The organism is Stutzerimonas stutzeri, from assembly GCF_002909485.1.
GTDB classification, from domain to species: Bacteria; Pseudomonadota; Gammaproteobacteria; order Pseudomonadales; family Pseudomonadaceae; genus Stutzerimonas; species Stutzerimonas stutzeri_AH.
The window spans coordinates 251,487-272,318 of sequence record NZ_PPXG01000007.1; the positions used below are offsets into that span (position 1 = coordinate 251,487).

Below are 20,832 nucleotides of genomic sequence, written 5' to 3' on the forward strand. Positions count from 1 at the left end.
GTGCCCACCGCGCCCGGCCCTGACAAGGCATCAATGCGGGAGCATTTAGGGCGCAGGCAAGATTGCACATGTCATAACCGCTCGTCAGCGCGGGCAAAAGGAGTAGTCATGAAAATTTCCGAGCTTGTCAGCCATTGGGAACGGGACGCCAAGGGCCGCATGAGCCAGACCAGCTACAACATTGCGCTGGATATCGAGAGCGCAGCAAGGCTGGCAGCCCTGGCCGAGATGTACCCCAAGCGCAGCACCGAAGCACTGCTCGGCGAGCTGGTCGGCGCAGCACTCGAAGCCGTCGAAACCAGTTTGCCTTACGTGCGCGGCACTCAGGTGATTGCTACCGATGAGCAGGGTGATCCTGTCTACGAAGATATCGGCCCCACCCCACGCTTCCTCGAACTGTCGCGCAGGCACCTGCAGCAAATGCTCGACAAGGAATCGTCCTCCTGACCTGGTAGGCCGGTAAAGCCGACCAGCCAAAAGGTACAAGCCGGGCGCCTGGCACCGGTACACATACTGCCCAGGGTAAAGCCGACGTGAGGCTTCTCCTTGGCCACTGACTATGCGCACTGCAGAGCGGCAGCGGCCTCCCGACGCCCGACCGTTTCGTTTACAACCGCTCTAGTTCGCCAATTTTGCGGAACGATTGGCGCAATTTGACCTCACAAAACTATGTCCCGAAATCGGTAGTGCCCTAATCAGCCCACTGCATGACCAGGGACGGTAGCGATCCGTTATGCAATTCGCACTGGAGACTGACCATGAACAAAGCTGTCGCAACCCACGCTTCAAGATTTCAGCTACCCAAGCTGGCAGCCATTGCGCTTGGCGGCCTGCTATTGACGGCATGTGCCGGTAATCCGCCGACCGAACAGTTCGCCGTGACTGAATCAGCCGTACGCAGCGCTGTCAGCGCCGGCGGCACTGAGTTTGCCGCCGTGGAAATGCGCGCCGCACAGGAAAAATGGAAAGAGGCCGAAATGGCCATGCAGAAAGAGGACTACGAGCGTGCCCGCAAGCTGGCCGAACAGGCTGAGTGGGATGCCCGAGTCGCTCAACGTAAAGCCGAAGCAGCCAAGGCTCAAAAGGCCGTCGACGACGCGCAGCAGGGTATCCGCGAGCTACGCGAAGAAGGCATGCGCAACGTTCGCTGATGCGCGCCCCGGTTCGACATTCCATTTACAGCAGCAAAGGATGAACTCGTCATGCATAAGCTCGTAACTCTACCCACCATGCTAGCTCTGAGCATCGGCTTGGTGGCCTGCGCAAGTCAGCCCAACGAAAACCTGGAAGAAGCGCGTAGCAGCTTCTCCGCCCTGCAGAGTGACGCACGCGCCAGCAAGGTCGCGGCCCTGGAAACCCAGGACGCCAGCAACATGCTGGATAAGGCGAACAAGGCCTACCTGGACGATGCAAAAAAAGAGAAGGTAGATCAGCTCGCTTACCTGACCAAGCGCCGCATTGAACTAGCGGAACAGACCATTGCTCTACGCGCCGCCGAAGCGGATCTGGGCAAGGCTTCGGCACAGCGTGCCGAAGCGCGGCTCGAATCCCGGGATGCACAGATCCGCAAGCTGCAGGAAGACATGCAGGCCAAGCAGACCGAGCGCGGCACGCTGGTGACATTCGGTGACGTGCTGTTCGATTTGGACCGAGCCGAACTCAAGCCCAGCGGCATGCACAGCGTGCAGAAGCTCGCTGAGTTCCTGAACGACAATCCAGAGCGCAAGGTAATCGTCGAGGGTTACACCGACAGCACCGGCTCTGCTGAATACAACCAGCGACTGTCAGAGCGTCGTGCCAACTCGGTACGCATGGCTCTGGTGAAGATGGGCGTCGATTCGCAACGTATCGTGTCGCAGGGCTACGGCAAGGAATACCCTGTCGCCAGCAACAGTGACTCGTCCGGTCGCGCCATGAATCGTCGTGTGGAAGTGACGATTTCCGACGACAACAAGCCAGTGGCACCGCGCTCTTCGATGCGCTGATCCATCACGCCACCTCGGCAAACGAACGCTCCCGACGCCATCAACGCGTCGGGAGCGTTTTCGTTTCGGCCCATGGATCAAAGACGACTCGCGGTAGCGGCTCAGCGCAGCAAGCCGGCCGGAACCTGCTCTTCCACGCAGCGCACTGCACGCTTCTTGTTGTCCACCAGCACGCCGGTCAAACCTTTCTGTTCGGTATCGAACAGCACCAGTACGCCATTGATGCACTGCGCCACCTGCGAGGCCGGCTTCAGCGATACCCGGTAGTCTTCGCCGGGCACGGTCTTGAGCATGGTGTAGTCGGCCAGTAACAACGCATCCTCAGGTTTGGCTATATGCACATAGCCGTAATAGGTCAGTACTGCGACCGTGGCAAACACGCTGCCGATAGCAGTGAGGATCAGGGGAATAGGATTGCGTTCGGACATGGACGATCTCATCGAGGCAAAGAGGCGTATTGTGGCAAATTCAGACGCGACACAGGCCGATCATTTACCGCCGGCACGTGTTTCTCCGCGGGCCTGATAGGTCGCTTCGTAGACCCGCTCTGCCAGGCGCGAGAACGGCAGGCTCTGGATCCATACGCTACCAGTGCCCTTAAGGGTGGTGAGCAGCAGCCCTTCGCCGCCAAACAGCATGCTTCTGAGCCCGCCGGCGAGCTGGATGTCGTAGTCAATGCCCGGAGTGAAGGCGACCAGGCAGCCGGTATCCAACCGCAGAGTTTCGTTGTTCAGCTCCTTGCGGATCACCGTACCGCCCGCGTGTACGAAGGCCAGCCCATCGCCATCCAGACGCTGCAGGATGAATCCCTCACCTCCGAAAAAGCCGGCGCCGATGCGTTTACTGAAGCTGATGCCGATACGCGTGCCATAGGCCGCACAGAGAAAGGCGTCCTTCTGGCAGATCAGCTGCCCACCGATTGCCGCGAGGTCCACCGGCACTACCGTACCGGGATATGGCGCAGCAAAGGCCACGCGGGCCTTGCTCTTGCCCTGATTGGTGAAATGCGTGAGGAACAGCGACTCGCCGGTGATCATCCGCTTGCCCATGCCCCACAGCTTGCCGAGTACGCCGCTGCTGGAGCCATCACCCATGCGCGCCTCGAAACGCACACCATCGGTCATGTAGTTCATTGCGCCGGCCTCGGCGATCACCGTCTCACCGGGATCGAGGATGATTTCCACGCTCTGCGCGGACTGGCCAAGGATTTCGTATTCGAGTGCGTGACTGGACACGGGGAGCTCCTGATCCTGTGATTGCAGCGCGGCGAGAGCGGCCTCGGCCTGCCCTCGCCTATTTGCGCCCGAGAATGCGCAGGATACGCAGGAACAGGTTGATGATGTCCATATAGAGCGCCGCGGCGCTGTCGATGGCGTTGTCCAGGGTTTTGGGAATCTGGTTTGCCCGCCCCCAGTCGACGCCGACATAGCCGCAGAAGATCAGCACGACGATCCAGTCGATCACGCCATGGTGGATGCCGAGGATGAACAGCTCGACCAGTTCGACGACGATTACCAGCAGCAACGCCACCGTCAGTGCACTGGCGATGCTCGCGAAGAACCTCGGAAACAGCGTACCCAGCACCATCATGCCCAGAGTGACCAACGCAGTGATGCGGATGGCCTTATGCACCAGCGCCGCGTCGTAGCGGCTGACCACCAGGTTGACGATGAGTCCGAACGGCACCACCACCAGGTTGTAACCGAGGAAACTCACCCAGGGCTTGTTCGAGCTATGAAATAACCAAGCGCCGGTCAGGCAGCTGGCGAAATAGCCACCGAAAAACAGCCATGGGTGAATGCTGCGAATGGACTCGACGGGGATGTTGCCGACCATCCACCAGTTGACCCAGAAGCCCCAGCAAAGCGTGAGGCCGATGACGAGGTTGTAGGCGGCGGGCGAGAGCGTGCGATCCATAGGGCTCGCACGTCGGGCAAAGACGGGGTTTTCCATATCGTTACGCTTCCTTGCGTGAGAGGTGTCGGTTATCCAGGATCAGAGAATGTTCGCGTAGTCGGCTTCGATGCGATCCAGGCTCAGGTGATTCAAGAAGTTGGAGAAGCACATCCAGGCTGACAGCGCATTGAGATCCTGAAACTGCTGCGGCAGGTACTTGGGCGGTACCACCATGCCTTCGTCCACCAGCTGGCGCAGGGTGCGCATGTCCTCCAGCGTGGTCTTGCCGCAGAACAGCAACGGGATCTGCTCAAGCTGACCCTTGCGTACGGCGAGCTGGATGTAGTTGTAGATCATGATGAAGCCCTTCAGGTAGGACAGATCCTTGGTGAAGGGCAGGCCATCGGGTGTCGAGCCGCGGAACACTCGACTGGCGTTGCTGTAGCAGTCATCGTCGCCGTAGCCCTGCTCGCGGAAGAAGGCGAATACGTCGAGAAAATCCGCGCCCTCCTCGGCCATGTGAATGGCGCGGGTGCGGTTGGTCAATTTGCGCAAGCGCGTCGGGTAGGAGGCGAAGGCGATCACTTCCATCAGAATCGCCAGGCCCTCCTGAGTCACCGTGGACGATGGTGGCCCCTTGGCCAGGAAGGTGCAGATCGGCTGGTTCTGGCCGTTGAGCGTGGTGCCAACATGCACCAGGCCTTCATGGACTTCCAGTGCACGCACGTCGCGCTCGTTGAACATCGCATCGCTGCGGATCTTGATGTAGTCGGCGCCGGCCGCTGCATCGGCGAGGATGCCGTCGGATTCGAATACGCGGATCACGCCCTCGCCTTCGCCGAACACAATATCGAGGCGCTTCTGCAGCAGCTCGACGGCCTGCGGCGCAGAGAGGTTCTTCGGTTCGTCGCGCAGGTCGCCACGGTCAGCGATGTTGTTCAGATAGTCGGAGAGCATCAGGCCGAGATCGGCCAGGGTCGGGTCGCCCGCGTGAAAGGCATCGGATGCCGCGCCGTAGAGCTCCTGGGAGATCATGCCGAAGTCCGGCGTGCCACGCGCCTCGAGCATGCGAATCACCATGCGGTATTCCTTGCACATACGCCGCATGATCTGCCCGACCGGGTTGAACTGGCCGAGCTGGCGGGTGATGTCGCGCTCGATGTCCTGGAATTCCTGTTTCTTCGCGCTGGAATCGAAGGCCAGTGGCCGGCCCTCGTAATAACCGCGATCGATCTTCGGCAATTCGCGCCCTTGGGCGGCGAAGAAGCCTTGGCGGGTGTTTTCGTCCCACTTGACCGCATCCAGCACGCGCACCGGGGTTTGTGCCTCGACGATGCGGTCGGACAGCGTACGCACGATGCTCTGGTATTCGTCCAGGTTGTTACGGGTATTCATCGCTACCTCTTCACGGATGATCCGTACCGTTGAGGTTATACCCGCAGATGCCTGCGCCAGCACACTGCGGGTTGGTGACCTTCACAGCCAGTGGATCAGACTTCCGGTCGCATGTGCGGGAAGAGGATCACGTCGCGGATCGACGGCGAGTTGGTCAGCAGCATCACCAGACGGTCGATACCGATACCCTCGCCAGCGGTCGGCGGCATGCCGTACTCCAAAGCGCGGACGAAATCGGCGTCAAAATGCATGGCTTCGTCGTCGCCGGCGTCCTTGTCCGCCACCTGCGCGTGGAAACGCTCGGCCTGATCCTCGGCATCGTTGAGCTCGGAATAGGCGTTGGCGATTTCACGACCACCGATGAACAGCTCGAAGCGATCGGTGACATTGGGGTTGCGGTCGTTACGGCGCGCCAGCGGCGAGACTTCGAACGGGTATTCGGTGATGAAGGTTGGCTGTTCCAGCTTGTGCTCGACCAGCTCCTCGAAAATCAGCACTTGCAGCTTGCCCAGGCCTTCGTGGCCGAACAACTTGGCGCCGGCCTTCTTGGCCAGGGCGCGGGCCTTTTCCAGGTCGTTGAGATCATCGGCGGAGATTTCGGGGTTGAACTTGAGGATCGAGTCGAACACCGAAAGCCGCACGAACGGTTCGCCGAAATGGAACACCTTGTCGCCATACGGCACGTCGGTGCTGCCGAGTACCGCCAGGGCCAGCTCGCGGAACAGCTCCTCGGTCAGGTCCATGTTGTCTTCGTAATCGGCGTAGGCCTGGTAGAACTCGAGCATGGTGAACTCAGGGTTATGCCGGGTCGAAACGCCTTCGTTACGGAAGTTGCGGTTGATCTCGAATACGCGCTCGAAGCCACCGACGACCAGACGCTTGAGATACAACTCCGGCGCGATACGCAGGAACATCGGCATGTCCAGCGCGTTGTGGTGGGTCTCGAACGGCTTGGCCGCGGCGCCGCCGGGAATGGTCTGCAGCATTGGCGTTTCCACTTCGAGGAAGTCACGCTCAGCGAGGAACTTGCGGATATGCGCGATGACTTGGGAACGCACGCGGAATGTCTCGCGGACTTCCTCGTTGACCATCAGGTCGACATAGCGCTGGCGGTAGCGCTGCTCGGTGTCGGTCAGGCCGTGAAACTTGTCCGGCAGCGGACGCAGCGACTTGGTCAGCAGACGCACGCTGCTCATGTAGACGTAAAGGTCACCCTTGCCGGAACGCGCCAGCGTGCCCTCAGCGGCGATGATGTCGCCCAGATCGAAGTGCTTTACCGCCTCGACCTGATCGGCTGGCAGCGTCTTGCGATCGACGTAGACCTGGATGCGCCCACTCATGTCCTGCAGCACCATGAACGGACCGCGGTTGAGCATGATGCGCCCGGCGACCTTGACCGGGATGGCATCCGCTTCCAGCTCTTCCTTGGTCTTCTCGGCGTACTGTTTCTGCAGGTCGCCTGCATAGCGGTCGCGGCGGAAGTCATTGGGGAAGGCATTGCCCTGCTCACGCACGGCAGCAAGCTTTTCCTTGCGCTGGGCAATCAGCTTGTTTTCTTCCTCTTGGACGGCGTGCTGGTTCAGCGGTTGTTCGCTCATGGTTTCAAATGCCTGGAATCGAAATGAATGAATCCTGGGTAGGGTGCGCCGGAAGGCGTTTCGCTTCAGCCCACCAGGGACCTGCCCTATTTTGGTGGGTTGAAGCCCACCCTACATCTGACACGTGGAACTCAAGCAGGGCGGGCTTCAGCCCACCGCCGCATTGCCCTGTCACGGCGGGCCAAAGCCCAGTCTACGGTCATTCCACCACTGTGCCCGGCAAGGCTTACAGGCCTTGCTTCAGACTGGCTTCCAAGTACTGGTCGAGGTCACCGTCCAGCACCTTGTTGCAGTCGCTACGTTCCACGCCAGTGCGCAGATCCTTGATGCGCGAGTCATCAAGCACATACGAGCGGATCTGATGGCCCCAGCCGATATCGGACTTGGTGTCTTCCAGCGCCTGGGACGCCGCATTGCGCTTTTGCATTTCCTGCTCGTACAACCGGGCCCGCAGCATTTTCATGGCGGTGTCCTTGTTGGCGTGCTGGGAACGCTCGTTCTGACAGGCCACTACGGTGTTGGTCGGTACGTGGGTGATACGCACTGCCGAGTCGGTGGTGTTGACGTGCTGACCACCGGCACCGGAGGAGCGGTAGGTATCGATGCGCAGGTCGGCCGGGTTGATCTCGATCTCGACCCTGTCGTCGATCTCGGGCGAGACGAACACTGCCGAGAACGAGGTGTGGCGACGCGCGCCAGAGTCGAACGGGCTCTTGCGCACCAGGCGGTGCACACCGATCTCGGTACGCAACCAGCCAAAAGCGTACTCACCCTTGATATGAACGGTAGCGCCCTTAATACCAGCGACTTCGCCCTCGGACAGTTCGACGATCTCGGCACTGAAACCGCGTTTGTCGGCCCAGCGCAGGTACATGCGCAGCAGGATGTTGGCCCAGTCCTGCGCCTCGGTGCCGCCGGAACCGGCCTGGATGTCCAGATAGCAGTTGTTCGGGTCCATCTCGTGGCTGAACATGCGGCGGAATTCCAGCTTTTCGAGGATTCCGCGCAGACGGTCCAACTCGGCGGCCACATCATCAACGGCGCCTTGATCATCTTCTTCGACCGCCATGTCGAGCAGGTCGCGGGAATCGGCCAGACCGCCGTCGAGGTCGTCGATGGTTTCGACGATCTGCGCCAGGGTGGCGCGCTCGCGGCCCAGGTTTTGGGCGTATTCGGGATTGTTCCAGACGTTAGGGTCTTCGAGTTCGCGGTTTACTTCGACGAGGCGATCATGCTTCTGATCGTAGTCAAAGATACCCCCGAATTGACAGGGTGCGCTCGGACAGGTCCTTGATGCTGTTGAGGATCGGGTTGATTTCCATAAGTAGGCAGCTCTCAATCGGACGGTGCGAAAAGCCGGCGATTATAGCGCAGCTGACCGCGGCTGACAGCCCACGCGGGACCGTCGGCACGGCGAATGTCAAGCAAATTGACCAGCATGAAACGAAAGCGCGAGGTGCAGACCACAACCTCTGATATCAGCCGGAAACGCCGCGAACCTGGCTTTCCAGCTCGGCCTTCAGCTGAGGATCAAGCTTTAGCTGGCGGCCAAGTTCATCCAGATAGGCGCGCTCCATGAACTGCTCCTCGTCGACCATCAACACGCTGGCCAGATACATTTCCGATGCCATCTCAGGGGTGGTGGCAGCAGCCGCCACGTCGACCGGGTCCAGTGGTTTGTTCAGCTCGGCCTCAAGCCAATGCTGCAACTCTGGATCTTCAGTCAGCTGGGCCAGTTCGGCTTCGATCATTTTGCGTTCCTGATCGTCGACGTGACCGTCCGCCTTGGCCGCCGCGACCAGCGCCTTGAGGATGCCTCGGCTGTGTTCCTCGACCTGATCGGGCGGCAGCCGATCCACAGTCTTGGGTTCAGGCTGAGACGCGTCAGGCTGCGCCGCAACTCCTTGCTGTGCCTGCCAGTTGCCATAGGCTTTATAGGCAAGTACGCCAAGCGCTGCGAGACCACCATAGGTGACTGCCTTGGCACCCATCCGGCGCCCACTCCGACTCGCCAGCAGCATGCCGAGCGCCCCGGTCGCCAACGCACCTTTTCCGGCACCGCCGCCACCAAGAATGCTGCCAAGCGGACCGCCGACGCCTGAGAGCATATCGCCGAGCGAGCCACCGCTTTTCGAGGGTGTCGAACGCGACACCGAAGCTTGCTGCTTCTGCAACAGGTCCTGACCGGACCTTAGCAGTTGATCGAGAAGGTCACTGGTTTTCATCGAAGTCCCCAAACGGATTGAATCAGGATTGGACCGAGTGCTCAGTCAACCGACTCAGGCACTTGGCGAATCGGCGTATCGCGATGCGCGGCACGCACATATTGCGCCGGCCAGGCCACGGAGTTGTCGCGCAGGTCTTCGGCGGCATGCAGCGGCCAGTACGGATCGCGCAGCAGTTCGCGGGCGAGCAGAATCAGATCGGCCTGACCGGTGCGCAGGATGTGCTCGGCCTGCACCGCTTCGGTGATCATGCCGACCGTTCCGGTGGCGATACCCGCTTCCTTGCGCACGCGCTCGGCGAACTGGGTCTGGTAGCCGGGCCCAACCGGGATATCGGCGTTGGCCGCGGTGCCGCCGGATGACACATCGATCAGGTCGACACCGACATTCTTGAGCCGCCGCGCAAGCTCGACGGTTTCGTCGGCGTTCCAACCATCGTCGACCCAGTCGGTCGCCGAGAGGCGGACGAACAGCGGCAATTCCTCAGGCCAGACCTGGCGCACGGCAGCCGTAACCTCCAGCAGCAGGCGGATACGGTTGTCGAACGAGCCGCCGTATTGGTCCTGGCGCTGATTGGACAGCGGCGAAAGGAACTGATGCAGCAGGTAGCCATGTGCCGCATGCACTTCGGCGACCTTGAACCCGGCCGCAAGCGAACGCTCCGCCGCATCGACGAACGCCTGCACAATGCCTGCAATTTCGGCCTCATCCAAAGCCGTGGGCACGGCATGCTCCGGTGAGAAGGCGATGGTCGAAGGGCTGACCGGAGTCCAGCCACCCGCGGCAATCGGTACGCTGCCATGCTTGCCGAGCCAGGGCCGCCAGGTGCTCGCCTTGCGCCCGGCATGGGCTAACTGCACGCCAGCGAACGCGCCCTGCGCCTCGATAAAGCGGGTGATACGGCGCAGTGGCTCGACATGCTCGTCGGACCAGATACCCAGGTCGTCCGGCGAAATACGTCCCTCAGGGCTGACAGCCGTCGCCTCGATGATCACCAGTCCGGCGCCACCGACGGCTCGACTGCCCAGATGCACCAGATGCCAGTCGTTGGCCATTCCGGCCTTCGCCGAATACTGGCACATGGGCGATACGGCAATCCGGTTGGGCAGTTTGAGCTGGCGAAGGGTAAGCGGCTGGAAAAGCTGGGACATGACGGCCTCTTCTGTCGTGGATGCAAATTGGACATCCATGAGTAGAGACCGTTTCGCCGCTCATGCCCAGCGCGACATTGGTGGAGCTGTCAACCTCAGGCGGCGCTGACCTGCACCGACACACCATTGAGCGCCGCGTTGCCGGAGACGTCCAGCTCACGCTCATCGGTCAGGTCATTGCTGCTGACGCCCGGCTGCTGCCGCGCGATATCCATTTGCACGCCAGGACGGGCGTGCCCCCAGCCATGGGGCAGGCTGACCACGCCGGGCATCATTTCCTCGCTGGCCAGCGCCTCCACCTCGACCACGCCGACCCGCGAATGCACGCGCACCCGCTGACCATCCTGCAAAGTCCGAGCAGCCATGTCCGCAGGATTCATCAGCAGCTGATGACGCGGCTTGCCCTTCACCAGTCGCTGGTAGTTGTGCATCCAGGAATTGTTGCTGCGTACATGGCGGCGGCCGATCAGCAACAGCTCGTCGGCACCCGCCTGAGGCTGTGCGGCGAAGCGCTGCAGGTCGTCTAGCATTAGCGTCGGCGCGGCCTGGATACGCTTGTTCGGCGTTTTCAAGCGCCGCGCCAAGTTTGGCTTGAGCGGCCCGAGATCCAGCCCGTGGGGATAATCCTCCAGGGCGGCCAGGCTTAGCTTGCGCTCGGACTTGTCGCCGTATGGCCCATGGCGCAGCGCCAGGTCCATCATCTGCTGCGGCGGCATGGTCGGCTTCAGCTCGACACCCACCCGCACCGCGTAGGCCTTGGCCAGTCCGATGAAGATTTCCCAGTCGTGCAGCGCGCCATCGGGCTTGGGCAGCACCGGCTGGTTGAAGCGGGTAACGTTGCGCACGGCAAGCAGATTGAATGTCGCGTCGTAATGATCGTGCTCCAGCGGTGCGGTCGGCGGCAGGATGAGGTCGGCGTAGCGGGTCGTCTCGTTGATGTAGAAGTCGACGCTGAGCATGAACTCCAGCCCATCCAGCGCCTGCTCCAACTTGCGTCCGTTGGGCGTGGAGAGCACCGGATTGCCGGCCACGGTAATCAATGCACGCACCTGCCCTTCCCCGGGCTCAAGCATCTCCTCGGCCAGTGCCGCTACCGGCAGTTCGCCGCCGTACTCGGGCAGCTGCGAAATCCGGCTGCGCCAGGCGGCGAAATGCCCGCCCGTGGTGGTTTCCACCAGATCCACCGCAGGCTCGGTGCACAGCGCGCCGCCGACGCGATCGAGATTGCCGGTGACCAGGTTGATCAGCTGCACCAGCCACTGACAGAGCGTACCGAAGGCCTGGGTCGAAACGCCCATGCGTCCATAACAGACCGCCTTGTCCGCCGCAGCGAAATCCCGCCCCAGCTGGCGGATCTGCTCGGCCGGAATACCGCAACGGGCGCTCATCGCCTCGGCGGTAAACGCGGCGATCGCCGTGCGCACCTCCTCGATGCCGTCCAGCGGGAGTTCGGTGCTACGCGTGAGCCCTTCCTCGAACAGGGTGTTGAGCAGGCCGAACAACAGTGCGGCATCCTGCCCCGGACGTACGAACAGGTGCTGATCGGCGATGGCCGCAGTCTCGCTGCGGCGCGGGTCGACCACCACCAGCTTGCCGCCCCGGGCACGGATCGCCTTCAGCCGCTTCTCCACGTCGGGCACGGTCATGATGCTGCCGTTGGAGGCCAGTGGGTTGCCGCCCAGGATCAGCATGAAATCGGTGTGGTCGATATCCGGCACGGGCAATAGCAGGCCGTGGCCGTACATCAGATGGCTGGTCAGGTGATGCGGCAGCTGATCGACCGAGGTCGCGGAAAAGCGGTTGCGCGTCTTCAACAAGCCGAGGAAGTAATTGCTGTGGGTCATCAGCCCGTAGTTGTGCACGCTCGGGTTGCCCTGGTAGATGGCCACGGCATTGGCGCCGTGGCGCTCGCGGATCTCAGCCAGGCGATCGGCGACCAGTTCGTAGGCTTCCTCCCAGCTGATTGCCTGCCACTCATCGCCGCAGCGACGCATCGGGTGGCGCAGCCGGTCAGGGTCGTTCTGGATGTCTTGCAGTGCGACAGCCTTCGGACAGATATGGCCGCGACTGAAGCTGTCGAGGGGGTCGCCCTTGATCGAGAGGATTCGTTCGCCTTCGGTCTGGATGGTCAGACCACAGATGGCTTCGCACAGATGACAGGCACGGTGATGGACGGTCGTGTCGCTCATTTCGGATTCCCGCATGGCGCTGTTGTTGTCCAGCCACTCTAGGCTCCATGGCCGCGGGCAACAATCAGACGTCTTGACGGGGAATGGCGCTGGATTCAGCCGGCCTATCATCGACCGGCGAAGGGGCAGTCAGCGCGGGGCGATATGCGCCACCATCAGCTGCACGCTTTCCTGGCCACGGTACTCGTTGACGTCCAGCTTGTAGGCCAGTTCGGCCCAGCGCACCGTCGGGTTCGGCCAGATTTCGCGGTCGATATTGAAGGCGATGCCATCAAGGGTCAGCGAGCCACATTCACTCTTGAGTACCAGCTTCAAATGGCGCTCGCCAACCAGGCGCTGCTGCACCAGCTGGAACACACCATGGAACATCGGCTCGGGGAAGTGCTGCCCCCAGGGCCCGGCGTTGCGCAGCGCGCGGGCCAGTTCCAGGTGGAACTCCTCAACGCTGAGTTGGCCATCGGTGAGCAGCCGGCCGGTGAGATCGTCCTCGCACAGCTGGCGGCGCACTTCGGCGTCGAACGCAGCGGCAAAGGCGCCAAAATTGGCTTGCGGCAACGATAGCCCGGCCGCCATGGCATGCCCGCCGAACTTGCTGATCAAGCCGGGATGCTTGGCGGCAACCGCATCCAGCGCATCGCGGATGTGAAAGCCCGGCACCGAACGCGCCGAGCCTTTGAGCAGCCCGTCGCCAGCATCGGCGAAGGCGATGGTCGGACGGTGATAGCGCTCCTTCAGGCGCGACGCCAGGATGCCGATCACGCCCTGGTGCCAGTCTGCCTCGAACAGGCACAGGCCGAACGGCAGGTCCTCCAGCGGCAAATCCTTGAGCTGCGCCAGCGCCTCGCGCTGCATGCCCTGCTCGATGCTCTTGCGGTCCTTGTTCAGCTCATCGAGCTGGACCGCCATATCGCGCGCCAGTGCCTCGTCCTCGCAGAGCAGGCATTCGATGCCCAGCGACATGTCATCCAGCCGCCCGGCCGCGTTGAGCCGCGGTCCGAGAATGAAGCCAAGGTCGGTAGAGGTGATGCGCCGATGGTCGCGCCCGGCGACCTCCAGAATCGCCCGCAGGCCCGCCCTCGCGCGCCCCGCGCGAATCCGCGCCAATCCCTGATGGACCAGGATGCGATTGTTGGCATCCAGCGGTACCACGTCGGCGACACTGCCTAGCGCCACCAGATCCAATAGCTCAGCCAGGTTCGGCTCGGCCCAGCCCTGACGGATGAACCAGTCCAGCTCACGCAGGCGCGCGCGCAGGGCCAGCAGCACGTAGAAGATGACCCCGACACCGGCGATGCACTTGCTGGGAAAGGCACACTCAGGCTGATTGGGGTTGACGATGGCATCCGCCGCCGGCAGTTCGTGGCCCGGCAGGTGATGGTCGGTCACCAGCACCTTCAAACCAGCCGCCTTTGCCGCCGCCACGCCGTCGACACTGGAAATGCCGTTATCCACGGTCACCAACAGATCGGGCTCGCGCTGCAGCGCGACGGCGACGATTTCCGGCGTCAGACCGTAGCCATAGTCGAAGCGATTGGGCACCAGGTAATCGACATGGGCGGCACCCAGCTGGCGCAGCCCGAGCACGCCGACAGTGCTGGCCGTGGCGCCGTCGGCATCGAAGTCGCCGACGAACAGGATGCGCTGGCGCTTCTCCAGCGCCTCGACCAGCAGTTCCACCGCCGCATCGATACCCTTGAGCTGCTTATAAGGGATCAGCCGTGCCAGTCCCTTGTCCAGCTCCGCCGCGCTGGCCACGCCCCGGGCAGCATAGAGCCGCTGCAGCAACGGCGGCAGGTCGCCAAGGTCGGGCATCTGCTCGGGCAAGGGGCGGGGTTCGATACGCATCGTCGGATTCCAGACTCGGTGAAACGGATTACAGGGAGGTGGCCGCTCGTGCGGCCTGATCGTACAAGCCGGACATGGCGCGCAGCATGCCTGCCAGGCGGTGGATCTCGTCAGGGTCGATATTGAGGTTCTCGAACGAGGCAATCAGGCATTCGCGGCGGATGTCGGCGTATTCCTGGCAGAGCGCGCGGCCCTTGTCGGTAGTTCGATAGAACATCTCTTTGCCCTGCTTCGCGCCTTCCACCAGGCCGAGTTTGCCGAGCTTCTTCAGCGCGTAGGTCACGGTGTGCGTGTCTTCCACGTTGAGCAGCAGGCAGATGTCCGCCTGTCGCTTGGCGCGCCCTCGACTGGTGAGGTTGTGCAGCACCATGACGTCCAGCGCGTTCATCTCCACCGTGCCGCAGGCCTGCATGCAACGCTCCATCCAGCGCATCAACGCGGCGCTGGCGACAATGATGCCGTACTCGAGCTCGGACAGTTCCTGGGACTGCTCGGCGAGGTGCGCCGAAGCGACGATCGAAGATCGCAACGGACGGGGGCTTTTGGCGTCAACCATCTTGAGTTCCTGATTGATGAAGCGGCAGCGCCGTTCGTATCGATGTGGCGGGCAAGGATACAGCAATGTCCGCTCAGGCACTTCAGACGGCCGACGGAAGAAATACGTTGATAATTTATCGATACTTTATCAGTGTATCGACCCTCAACGCTGCCGCAAACGCACCAGTCCATTTCGAAAGGAGCAGCCATCGTGAGTCGTCTCTTACTCAATTGCGATATAGGGGAAAGCTTCGGCGCCTGGACCATGGGCCTGGATGCCGAGGTGATGCCGTTCATCGACTGCGCCAACATAGCCTGTGGCTTCCACGCCTCTGACCCGCAGATCATGCGGCGCACGGTCGCGTTGGCCAAACAGCATGATGTGCGCATTGGCGCCCATCCAGCCTATCCGGATCTGGTCGGCTTCGGCCGCCGCTCCATGGCCTGCAGCCCCGCCGAAGTGGAGGACATGTTGCTCTATCAGATCGGCGCGCTCGACGGCATCTGTCGCGCCGAAGGCACGCAGGTTCGCTACGTCAAACCGCACGGTGCGCTGTACAACGACATGATGCGCCAGCCCGAACTGCTGCGCGCGGTCATGAGCGCCATCAAGGCCTACAGCACCAATCTGCCGCTGATGCTGATGTCCACCCGCGACAACAGCACGAGCCAGGCGCTGGCGGAAGAAATGGGCATCACCCTGTGGTTTGAAGTGTTCGCCGACCGTGCCTACGACGCCGCCGGCATGCTTGTTTCGCGCAGCCTGCCAGGCGCCGTCCACCACGATGCAGACACCGTTGCCGACCAGGCCCTGCGCTTGGCCAAGGGCGAACCCCTGACAGCGAGCGATGGCAGCACGCTGATTCTGCAGGCCGACACCCTCTGCGTGCATGGCGACAATGCCGGCTCCGTTGCCGCCGTACAGCGCATCCGCCAGGCGCTGCAGGCACTTCCCGCATGAAGCCGCGGATCGAAGTGGTCGGCGTCGACAGCTTGGTGCTGCGCCTGTTCGAGCATATCGACGAGGACAATATGCCGTGGATGCTCGCCGCCAGTCAGCGGGTGCACGACGCCTTCGGCACGGCACTGATCGATCTGGTGCCTTCCTACACCACCCTGCTGGTGCATTACGACCTGACCCGACTGAACGATCAGCAGGCCCGCCAGCATCTTCATCAGGCACTTGAAGGTCTGCAGCCGGCCGCTGCCGAAAGTGCTCGCCAGCACGATATACCGGTGTGGTACGACGCCAGCGTCGGTCCAGAGCTTGAGTCATTGGGCAAACGCAGCGGGCTCGGTGTAGCCGGCGTGATCGAGCAACACAGCGCGCATATCTATCAGGTATTCGCCCTGGGCTTCGCACCGGGCTTCGCCTTTCTCGGACTGGTGGACGAACGTCTGGCCAGCCCGCGCCTGGCCACACCGCGCAAGCAGGTGCCGGCGGGAAGTCTGGGCATCGCCGATCGGCAGACGGCGATCTATCCACTGGTTTCACCGGGCGGCTGGAATCTGATCGGGCGCAGCCCGGTTCGTCTGTTCGACCGCGAGCTCGACGGCTACAGCCTCTGGCAACCAGGGGACCGGGTGCGTTTTGTGCCCATCGAGCGCGCCGAATTCGTCCGCCTGGGCGGTGACGACAGGCCCTTCGAGGAGACCACTGCATGAGCCTGCTTATCGAACGCGCCGGTGCATTGGCCAGCCTGCAGGACGGCGGCCGTATGGGCGTCCGCCACCTCGGCGTTACCCAGGGCGGCCCGGTGGACTGGATTTCCCACAGCTGGGCCAACTGGCTGCTTGGCAATCCGGTGCAGGCCGCGACGGTGGAAATCACGCTGGGGAATTTCAGCCTTCGCGCGCAAACCGATACCTGCCTGGCGATCTGCGGTGCCGATCTCGGCGCCGCGCTCGATGACGAGGCCATCGCGCCGGGACGCAGCTTCGAGGTCCGTAAGGGTCAGCTGCTTACCTTCACGCATCCGAAGCGAGGCGTTCGCGCCTATCTCGCTGCGCCAGGCGGCTTTCAGGCGACACCGGTGCTGGGGAGCTGCGCCACGGTGCGGCGCGAGCAGCTTGGCGGCTTGACCGGTGACGGCCAAGCGTTGACCGAGGGTAACCGCTTGCACTGGCTCGGCGGTGCTTCTGACACTTCCCGGGAGCTGCCCGCGCAAACCGTCACCCCGCTTTCGAGGCCGAGCCTCGCGGTCGTGCTCGGTGCGCAGTTTGGCGATTTCAGCGGCCAGAGCCTGTTCGATGCCTTCAACAGCGACTGGACGGTCGATCAACGAGCCGATCGCATGGGCGTGCGCTTGCGCGGCCCCGTACTGCACAGCGCACGCTCATCAATGATTTCCGAGGGCGTCCCGCTCGGCGCGATCCAGGTTCCGGCCGATGGACAGCCGATCATCCTGCTCAACGACCGCCAGACGATCGGCGGCTATCCACGTCTCGGCGCGCTGACACCTGCAGCTGTGGCCCAGCTGGCGCAGTGCCTGCCCGGCACCTCGCTAAGGCTCAAACCGATCGCACTGGAGGCCGCGCAACGGGCGCATCGCGAACTGCTCGCACAGTGGCGGTAGTCGCTCATAAGAAACCGCTGACCAGCAGCCAGTTATTCCTACAAGAACAACATTGCCGGGTATGACCCGGGCGCATTTCTACCTGCCCCAACGCCAAGAAAAAGAAGGTATCCAATGCAAGCCACACAAGCCGAACGCGGCACTCCCGCTCAGCGCAACGTCCTACGCGGCGCCATTTTCATCATGGCCACCTCGTCCATCGGACCCGCGTTTCTAACCCAAACGTCGCTGTTCACCGAGAAGTATCTGGCGAGTTTCGCCTTCGCAATCCTGATCTCTTTGCTCATCGACATCGGTGCCCAGCTCAATATCTGGCGGGTGATCACCGTTGCCAACCTGCGCGGCCAAGACGTCGCCAACCGGGTGATACCCGGCGTCGGCCATCTGATATCCGCCTTCATCGTGCTAGGCGGCATAGCCTTCAACATCGGCAACATCGGTGGCGCCGGCCTGGCAATGAACGTCATCTTCGGCATCCCACCGATAATCGGCTCGTTGATCGCCGCCGTGCTGATCATCGGCATATTCCTGCTACGCAACGCCAAGGGCGTAATGGACTCGGTGATGCAGGTGCTCGGGCTGGTGATGCTGTGCATGATCGGCTACGCCATGCTGCAATCGAACCCGCCGTTGCTGGAGGCCATGAGTCGCAGCTTCAACCCGGACGACCCGCTGATCCTGCTACTGCCGATCGTGACATTGGTAGGCGGCACGGTCGGAGGCTATATCTCGTTCTCCGGTGGCCATCGACTGGTCGAGGCCGGCATCACCGGTGTAGAGAATGTCAGACTGGTAACCCGCGCGGCCGTGATCGGTATCGCCACCACCGGCGTCGTGCGCATCTGCCTGTTCCTCGCAGCCCTCGGTGTCGTCACCCAGGGCCTGACTCTCGACCCGAGCAACCCCGCTGCGTCGGTGTTCTCCCACTCGATGGGCACCATCGGCTACAAGATCTTTGGTGTAGTGCTGCTGGCCGCCTCGGTGTCATCGGTGATCGGCGCCGCTTATACCAGCGTGACCTTCATGTACTCGTTGCATGAAAGCATCCAGCGCCACAACCAGCGGATGGTCATCGCCTTCATCGCCTGCTCGACGCTGATCTACAGTCTGGTGGGGCAACCGGTGAAGGTGCTTGTCGTGGCCGGAACGCTCAATGCCCTGGTACTGCCATTGGCACTGGCCTGCATTCTCTGGGCGGCGAAGAAGCCGAGCATCGTCGGTAACGAGTACCGTCATCCGACCTGGATGCTGGTGTTCGGCCTGCTGGCCATGGTGGCCACGGCGGTTGGGGTGGTGATGTCGTTTAACGCCTTCGTGCAGTTCTGGCAGTCCTGACGCCAACATAGGAGGGCCGTCGCGCCCTCCTCTATCATCGCTGGCGCCTAGCCGCGCTCGCCGATCAGCCACTCCAGCGGCACTTCGTGCTGGCCGCGCTCATCGGTAATGAACATCGAGCCTTCGCTGACCATTACGCTCCAGCTAATCGACCGAGGCAAATCACGCGAAACGGACTCCAGCGCCTCCTGCCCCACCGCCACGACGTTGATTTTCTTCAGGGTACGTACGCTATCGAGCACTTTGGTCTGCCAGACCCGCAGGTTGCCATAGGCCACTAGGCTGAAACGCTCGGCGCGGCGCGAACACCAGGTAATCCGCTCAGCGTCAGGCTGACCCACTTCGATCCAGTGCAGCACGCGATCGTCCAGACTCTTTTCCCACAACGCGGGTTCATCAACATCCGACAGCCCGCGGCCAAAGGCCAACTGCTCGCCGTACCAGAGCACATAAGCAATCAGCCGCGCGACCATCCGCTCTTCAGTCTCCGATGGATGACGAGCCACGGTGAAGCGCAGATCTTGATAAACATGACGATCGAGATCGGTGAGATTGATTTCAACTTTGTAAGGGGTGGCTTGCAGCGCCATGGCGGGCATCCGGCGAACGAAAGGCGAAGAGTCTACAGAATTATTTGGCCGTGAGCCTGTGGGAGGATCGGGTTGGCAATTGAAATCACCGACCCTTACTTGATTCCACAAGAATCCATTCGCCCTTCTTCTGATAGGCCCTGACAGGCCCAAGCGGAGCTTTGTAAATATCCGGCCGGGGCGATCATGAAAGCCTCGCGCTCACGCGACAAAAAGTGTTCAGCGAAGATTTTATGGCGGCTGCACCAGGCAACTTGACGGATTTCGCCGTTAACGATTGTCCGCATAACGCGCCCAAAGGTTCTCGAATTCGCGCGCGTAATCGGCCAGCAATTGTGGATGATCGATCACCAGCAGATTTTCCTCATTGCTGGTGGTCGCGCTACGGGTCCAGTTGAAACTGCCGTTGAGGAGCAGGCGCCCGTCAAATAGCGCGAACTTGTGATGCATGTGGTATGGGCCAGAGTCGATACGCAACGGCACGCCCTTATCGCGCAACCACTGGATGTCGCTGCCCGCGTCATACTGTTTCTCGTTGTCGCTGATTACCCGCACCGTTACGCCCCGTAGGTGGCAGGCCAGAATCTCCTCACTGAGCTGATCATCGGAAATTGTGTAAACACAGATATCCACGCTCTTGCGCGCCTGCCGGCAGAGGTCGCGAATCTTGCGACGGCAGCTCTCGCCCGGACTGAAATGTGCGCTGGCCTGCTCTACCCTGACTGGAGTGGAGCAGGAGTCGAGCGTCTTGATCACCTGCTCCAGCCATTTAAGCGCAGGCTCAACGTTCGCCGGCTCACGGCTAAGCTCGCGCACCAAGGCGAAAGCCCGATTACGCAGGAAGCGTATCTGGTCAACTGTCAGCTCGCGGCCCAGCTGACGCAACTCGTCGCGCTCTTCGTTGCTCAGGCGCAGATCGGCCAAGCTGTCGCGCAATTGTTGGTCAAGTCGATTGGAATCCACACAAAGTCCTTTTTGTCAGAGGCGCCGGTTACGCGACAGCACAGCGTAAAGCACGCCGCACGACGCACCGGCCAGATGGTATTCGAAGGAAACTCCGTCACGCGGCAATAGCCCGAACAGCCAACCGCCATAAAAAATGAACACGAGCCCCGCAAGCAACAGGTCAAGCAGGCTACGGTCGATCCAGGCACGGGCGAGCAATAGCCCCCAGAAACCAAAAAGCCAGCCACTAGCGCCGATGTGCACGCCGGTTCGACCAAAGCACCACACCAACCCGCCGCTGCCGACGATGATGAAAATGCTTGCCAGAACGAAATCACGTCGGGAGCGCAGCAACACCAGTGACCCAAGAATCATGAGGCCGCTGAGGTTGCTCAGCAGGTGCGCCCAGCCGCCGTGCAGCCAGGGCGCGATCAGAATGCCAGGCAGCGCCTGCACCTGACGCGGCACCAACCCCCATACATTCAGCGCACCGCCGGTAAAGCTGTTGGCGAGCTGCACAAGCACCATGCCTCCAGCCAATACGGCCAGAAAGCGCAGCTCACCG

The 20,832-nt window shown here is 61.8% G+C and carries 21 protein-coding genes; 7 read left to right on the plus strand and 14 right to left on the minus strand.

Going from position 1 to position 20,832, the window contains the following annotated elements; genetic code table 11:
* Positions 1–108 precede the first annotated feature (108 nt).
* The 3 genes from CXK91_RS17705 to CXK91_RS17715 all read left to right on the plus strand — a co-directional run bounded on the left by CXK91_RS17705 (position 109) and on the right by CXK91_RS17715 (position 1,985).
* Positions 109–447: a pilin assembly protein gene (locus tag CXK91_RS17705; protein WP_103457392.1), complete on the plus strand. Its 339-nt coding sequence runs from the start codon at positions 109–111 to the stop codon at positions 445–447.
* Positions 448–758: 311 nt separating this feature from the next.
* Positions 759–1,151, plus strand: a complete 393-nt coding sequence (locus CXK91_RS17710) for a DUF4398 domain-containing protein (RefSeq protein ID WP_103457393.1) — start codon at positions 759–761, stop codon at positions 1,149–1,151.
* A 51-nt stretch (positions 1,152–1,202) separates the two neighbouring features.
* On the plus strand, positions 1,203–1,985 hold the full coding sequence (locus CXK91_RS17715) for an OmpA family protein (protein WP_103457394.1): 783 nt from the start codon (positions 1,203–1,205) through the stop codon (positions 1,983–1,985).
* 101 nt (positions 1,986–2,086) lie between these two features.
* Here the strand turns inward: CXK91_RS17715 and CXK91_RS17720 are convergent, their stop codons facing one another.
* The 11 genes from CXK91_RS17720 to CXK91_RS17770 form a co-directional block, all read right to left on the minus strand.
* The gene (locus CXK91_RS17720; protein WP_103457395.1) at positions 2,087–2,413 is read right to left on the minus strand and encodes a hypothetical protein; all 327 of its coding nucleotides are present in this window, start codon (positions 2,411–2,413) and stop codon (positions 2,087–2,089) included.
* Between the two features lie 60 nt (positions 2,414–2,473).
* Positions 2,474–3,220 (minus strand): TIGR00266 family protein, encoded by a 747-nt coding sequence (locus CXK91_RS17725; RefSeq protein ID WP_103457396.1) that lies wholly within the window; start codon positions 3,218–3,220, stop codon positions 2,474–2,476.
* 58 nt (positions 3,221–3,278) lie between these two features.
* A complete protein-coding gene (locus CXK91_RS17730) occupies positions 3,279–3,938 on the minus strand; it encodes a Bax inhibitor-1 family protein (RefSeq protein WP_103457397.1) in 660 nt (219 codons plus the stop codon).
* A gap of 42 nt (positions 3,939–3,980) precedes the next feature.
* On the minus strand, positions 3,981–5,276 hold the full coding sequence (locus tag CXK91_RS17735) for a flavohemoglobin expression-modulating QEGLA motif protein (protein ID WP_103457398.1): 1,296 nt from the start codon (positions 5,274–5,276) through the stop codon (positions 3,981–3,983).
* Between the two features lie 95 nt (positions 5,277–5,371).
* Complete coding sequence (gene lysS / locus CXK91_RS17740; protein WP_103457399.1) at positions 5,372–6,874, minus strand: lysine--tRNA ligase; 1,503 nt, start codon at positions 6,872–6,874, stop codon at positions 5,372–5,374.
* Positions 6,875–7,100: 226 nt separating this feature from the next.
* Positions 7,101–8,196, minus strand: a protein-coding gene (gene prfB, locus CXK91_RS17745; protein ID WP_103457400.1) for a peptide chain release factor 2 whose coding sequence is annotated in 2 segments (ribosomal slippage) — positions 7,101–8,123 and positions 8,125–8,196 — 1,095 coding nt in all. Because the reading frame shifts where the segments join, the coding sequence is not laid out codon by codon here.
* Positions 8,197–8,352: 156 nt separating this feature from the next.
* Complete coding sequence (locus CXK91_RS17750) at positions 8,353–9,099, minus strand: tellurite resistance TerB family protein (RefSeq protein WP_103457401.1); 747 nt, start codon at positions 9,097–9,099, stop codon at positions 8,353–8,355.
* Positions 9,100–9,140: 41 nt separating this feature from the next.
* Entirely contained in the window at positions 9,141–10,250 is a 1,110-nt protein-coding gene (locus tag CXK91_RS17755) for an NADH:flavin oxidoreductase/NADH oxidase (RefSeq protein ID WP_103457402.1), read from the minus strand.
* A gap of 95 nt (positions 10,251–10,345) precedes the next feature.
* The gene (locus CXK91_RS17760; protein ID WP_103457440.1) at positions 10,346–12,439 is read right to left on the minus strand and encodes a molybdopterin-dependent oxidoreductase; all 2,094 of its coding nucleotides are present in this window, start codon (positions 12,437–12,439) and stop codon (positions 10,346–10,348) included.
* A 129-nt stretch (positions 12,440–12,568) separates the two neighbouring features.
* Positions 12,569–14,284 (minus strand): single-stranded-DNA-specific exonuclease RecJ, encoded by a 1,716-nt coding sequence (recJ, locus tag CXK91_RS17765; RefSeq protein ID WP_103457403.1) that lies wholly within the window; start codon positions 14,282–14,284, stop codon positions 12,569–12,571.
* A gap of 28 nt (positions 14,285–14,312) precedes the next feature.
* A complete protein-coding gene (locus CXK91_RS17770; RefSeq protein ID WP_003283847.1) occupies positions 14,313–14,840 on the minus strand; it encodes a winged helix DNA-binding protein in 528 nt (175 codons plus the stop codon).
* Positions 14,841–15,032: 192 nt separating this feature from the next.
* Here CXK91_RS17770 and CXK91_RS17775 point away from each other — a divergent pair, with 192 nt between their 5' ends.
* The 4 genes from CXK91_RS17775 to CXK91_RS17790 all read left to right on the plus strand — a co-directional run bounded on the left by CXK91_RS17775 (position 15,033) and on the right by CXK91_RS17790 (position 18,732).
* Positions 15,033–15,782 (plus strand): 5-oxoprolinase subunit PxpA, encoded by a 750-nt coding sequence (locus tag CXK91_RS17775; protein ID WP_103457404.1) that lies wholly within the window; start codon positions 15,033–15,035, stop codon positions 15,780–15,782.
* On the plus strand, positions 15,779–16,486 hold the full coding sequence (pxpB, locus tag CXK91_RS17780; protein ID WP_103457405.1) for a 5-oxoprolinase subunit PxpB: 708 nt from the start codon (positions 15,779–15,781) through the stop codon (positions 16,484–16,486). The genes CXK91_RS17775 and pxpB overlap by 4 nt, the downstream gene beginning before the upstream one ends.
* Positions 16,483–17,397, plus strand: coding sequence for a biotin-dependent carboxyltransferase family protein (locus tag CXK91_RS17785; RefSeq protein WP_103457406.1), 915 nt, complete (start codon positions 16,483–16,485; stop codon positions 17,395–17,397). The genes pxpB and CXK91_RS17785 overlap by 4 nt, the downstream gene beginning before the upstream one ends.
* 114 nt (positions 17,398–17,511) lie before the next feature.
* Positions 17,512–18,732: an NRAMP family divalent metal transporter gene (locus CXK91_RS17790; RefSeq protein WP_103457407.1), complete on the plus strand. Its 1,221-nt coding sequence runs from the start codon at positions 17,512–17,514 to the stop codon at positions 18,730–18,732.
* Positions 18,733–18,779: 47 nt separating this feature from the next.
* On the opposite strand, the gene CXK91_RS17795 is transcribed toward CXK91_RS17790, so the two are convergent.
* The 3 genes from CXK91_RS17795 to CXK91_RS17805 all read right to left on the minus strand — a co-directional run bounded on the left by CXK91_RS17795 (position 18,780) and on the right by CXK91_RS17805 (position 20,795).
* A complete protein-coding gene (locus CXK91_RS17795; RefSeq protein ID WP_103457408.1) occupies positions 18,780–19,322 on the minus strand; it encodes a YaeQ family protein in 543 nt (180 codons plus the stop codon).
* 270 nt (positions 19,323–19,592) lie between these two features.
* Positions 19,593–20,285 (minus strand): phospholipase D-like domain-containing protein, encoded by a 693-nt coding sequence (locus CXK91_RS17800; RefSeq protein WP_103457409.1) that lies wholly within the window; start codon positions 20,283–20,285, stop codon positions 19,593–19,595.
* 15 nt (positions 20,286–20,300) lie between these two features.
* Positions 20,301–20,795: a rhomboid family intramembrane serine protease gene (locus CXK91_RS17805; protein WP_272887585.1), complete on the minus strand. Its 495-nt coding sequence runs from the start codon at positions 20,793–20,795 to the stop codon at positions 20,301–20,303.
* Positions 20,796–20,832 lie beyond the last annotated feature (37 nt).

Excerpts from the sequence above, each read along its gene's own strand:
- CXK91_RS17755 (WP_103457402.1), bottom strand. The coding sequence starts at position 10,250 with ATGTCCCAGCTTTTCCAGCCGCTTACCCTTCGCCAGCTCAAACTGCCC.
- CXK91_RS17770 (WP_003283847.1), bottom strand. The coding sequence starts at position 14,840 with ATGGTTGACGCCAAAAGCCCCCGTCCGTTGCGATCTTCGATCGTCGCT.
- CXK91_RS17750 (WP_103457401.1), bottom strand. The coding sequence starts at position 9,099 with ATGAAAACCAGTGACCTTCTCGATCAACTGCTAAGGTCCGGTCAGGAC.
- lysS (WP_103457399.1), bottom strand. The coding sequence starts at position 6,874 with ATGAGCGAACAACCGCTGAACCAGCACGCCGTCCAAGAGGAAGAAAAC.
- CXK91_RS17715 (WP_103457394.1), top strand. The coding sequence starts at position 1,203 with ATGCATAAGCTCGTAACTCTACCCACCATGCTAGCTCTGAGCATCGGC.
- recJ (WP_103457403.1), bottom strand. The coding sequence starts at position 14,284 with ATGCGTATCGAACCCCGCCCCTTGCCCGAGCAGATGCCCGACCTTGGC.
- CXK91_RS17710 (WP_103457393.1), top strand. The coding sequence starts at position 759 with ATGAACAAAGCTGTCGCAACCCACGCTTCAAGATTTCAGCTACCCAAG.
- CXK91_RS17705 (WP_103457392.1), top strand. The coding sequence starts at position 109 with ATGAAAATTTCCGAGCTTGTCAGCCATTGGGAACGGGACGCCAAGGGC.
- CXK91_RS17730 (WP_103457397.1), bottom strand. The coding sequence starts at position 3,938 with ATGGAAAACCCCGTCTTTGCCCGACGTGCGAGCCCTATGGATCGCACG.
- CXK91_RS17760 (WP_103457440.1), bottom strand. The coding sequence starts at position 12,439 with ATGAGCGACACGACCGTCCATCACCGTGCCTGTCATCTGTGCGAAGCC.
- CXK91_RS17735 (WP_103457398.1), bottom strand. The coding sequence starts at position 5,276 with ATGAATACCCGTAACAACCTGGACGAATACCAGAGCATCGTGCGTACG.
- CXK91_RS17720 (WP_103457395.1), bottom strand. The coding sequence starts at position 2,413 with ATGTCCGAACGCAATCCTATTCCCCTGATCCTCACTGCTATCGGCAGC.
- CXK91_RS17785 (WP_103457406.1), top strand. The coding sequence starts at position 16,483 with ATGAGCCTGCTTATCGAACGCGCCGGTGCATTGGCCAGCCTGCAGGAC.
- CXK91_RS17795 (WP_103457408.1), bottom strand. The coding sequence starts at position 19,322 with ATGGCGCTGCAAGCCACCCCTTACAAAGTTGAAATCAATCTCACCGAT.
- CXK91_RS17805 (WP_272887585.1), bottom strand. The coding sequence starts at position 20,795 with ATGGTGCTTGTGCAGCTCGCCAACAGCTTTACCGGCGGTGCGCTGAAT.
- CXK91_RS17790 (WP_103457407.1), top strand. The coding sequence starts at position 17,512 with ATGCAAGCCACACAAGCCGAACGCGGCACTCCCGCTCAGCGCAACGTC.
- pxpB (WP_103457405.1), top strand. The coding sequence starts at position 15,779 with ATGAAGCCGCGGATCGAAGTGGTCGGCGTCGACAGCTTGGTGCTGCGC.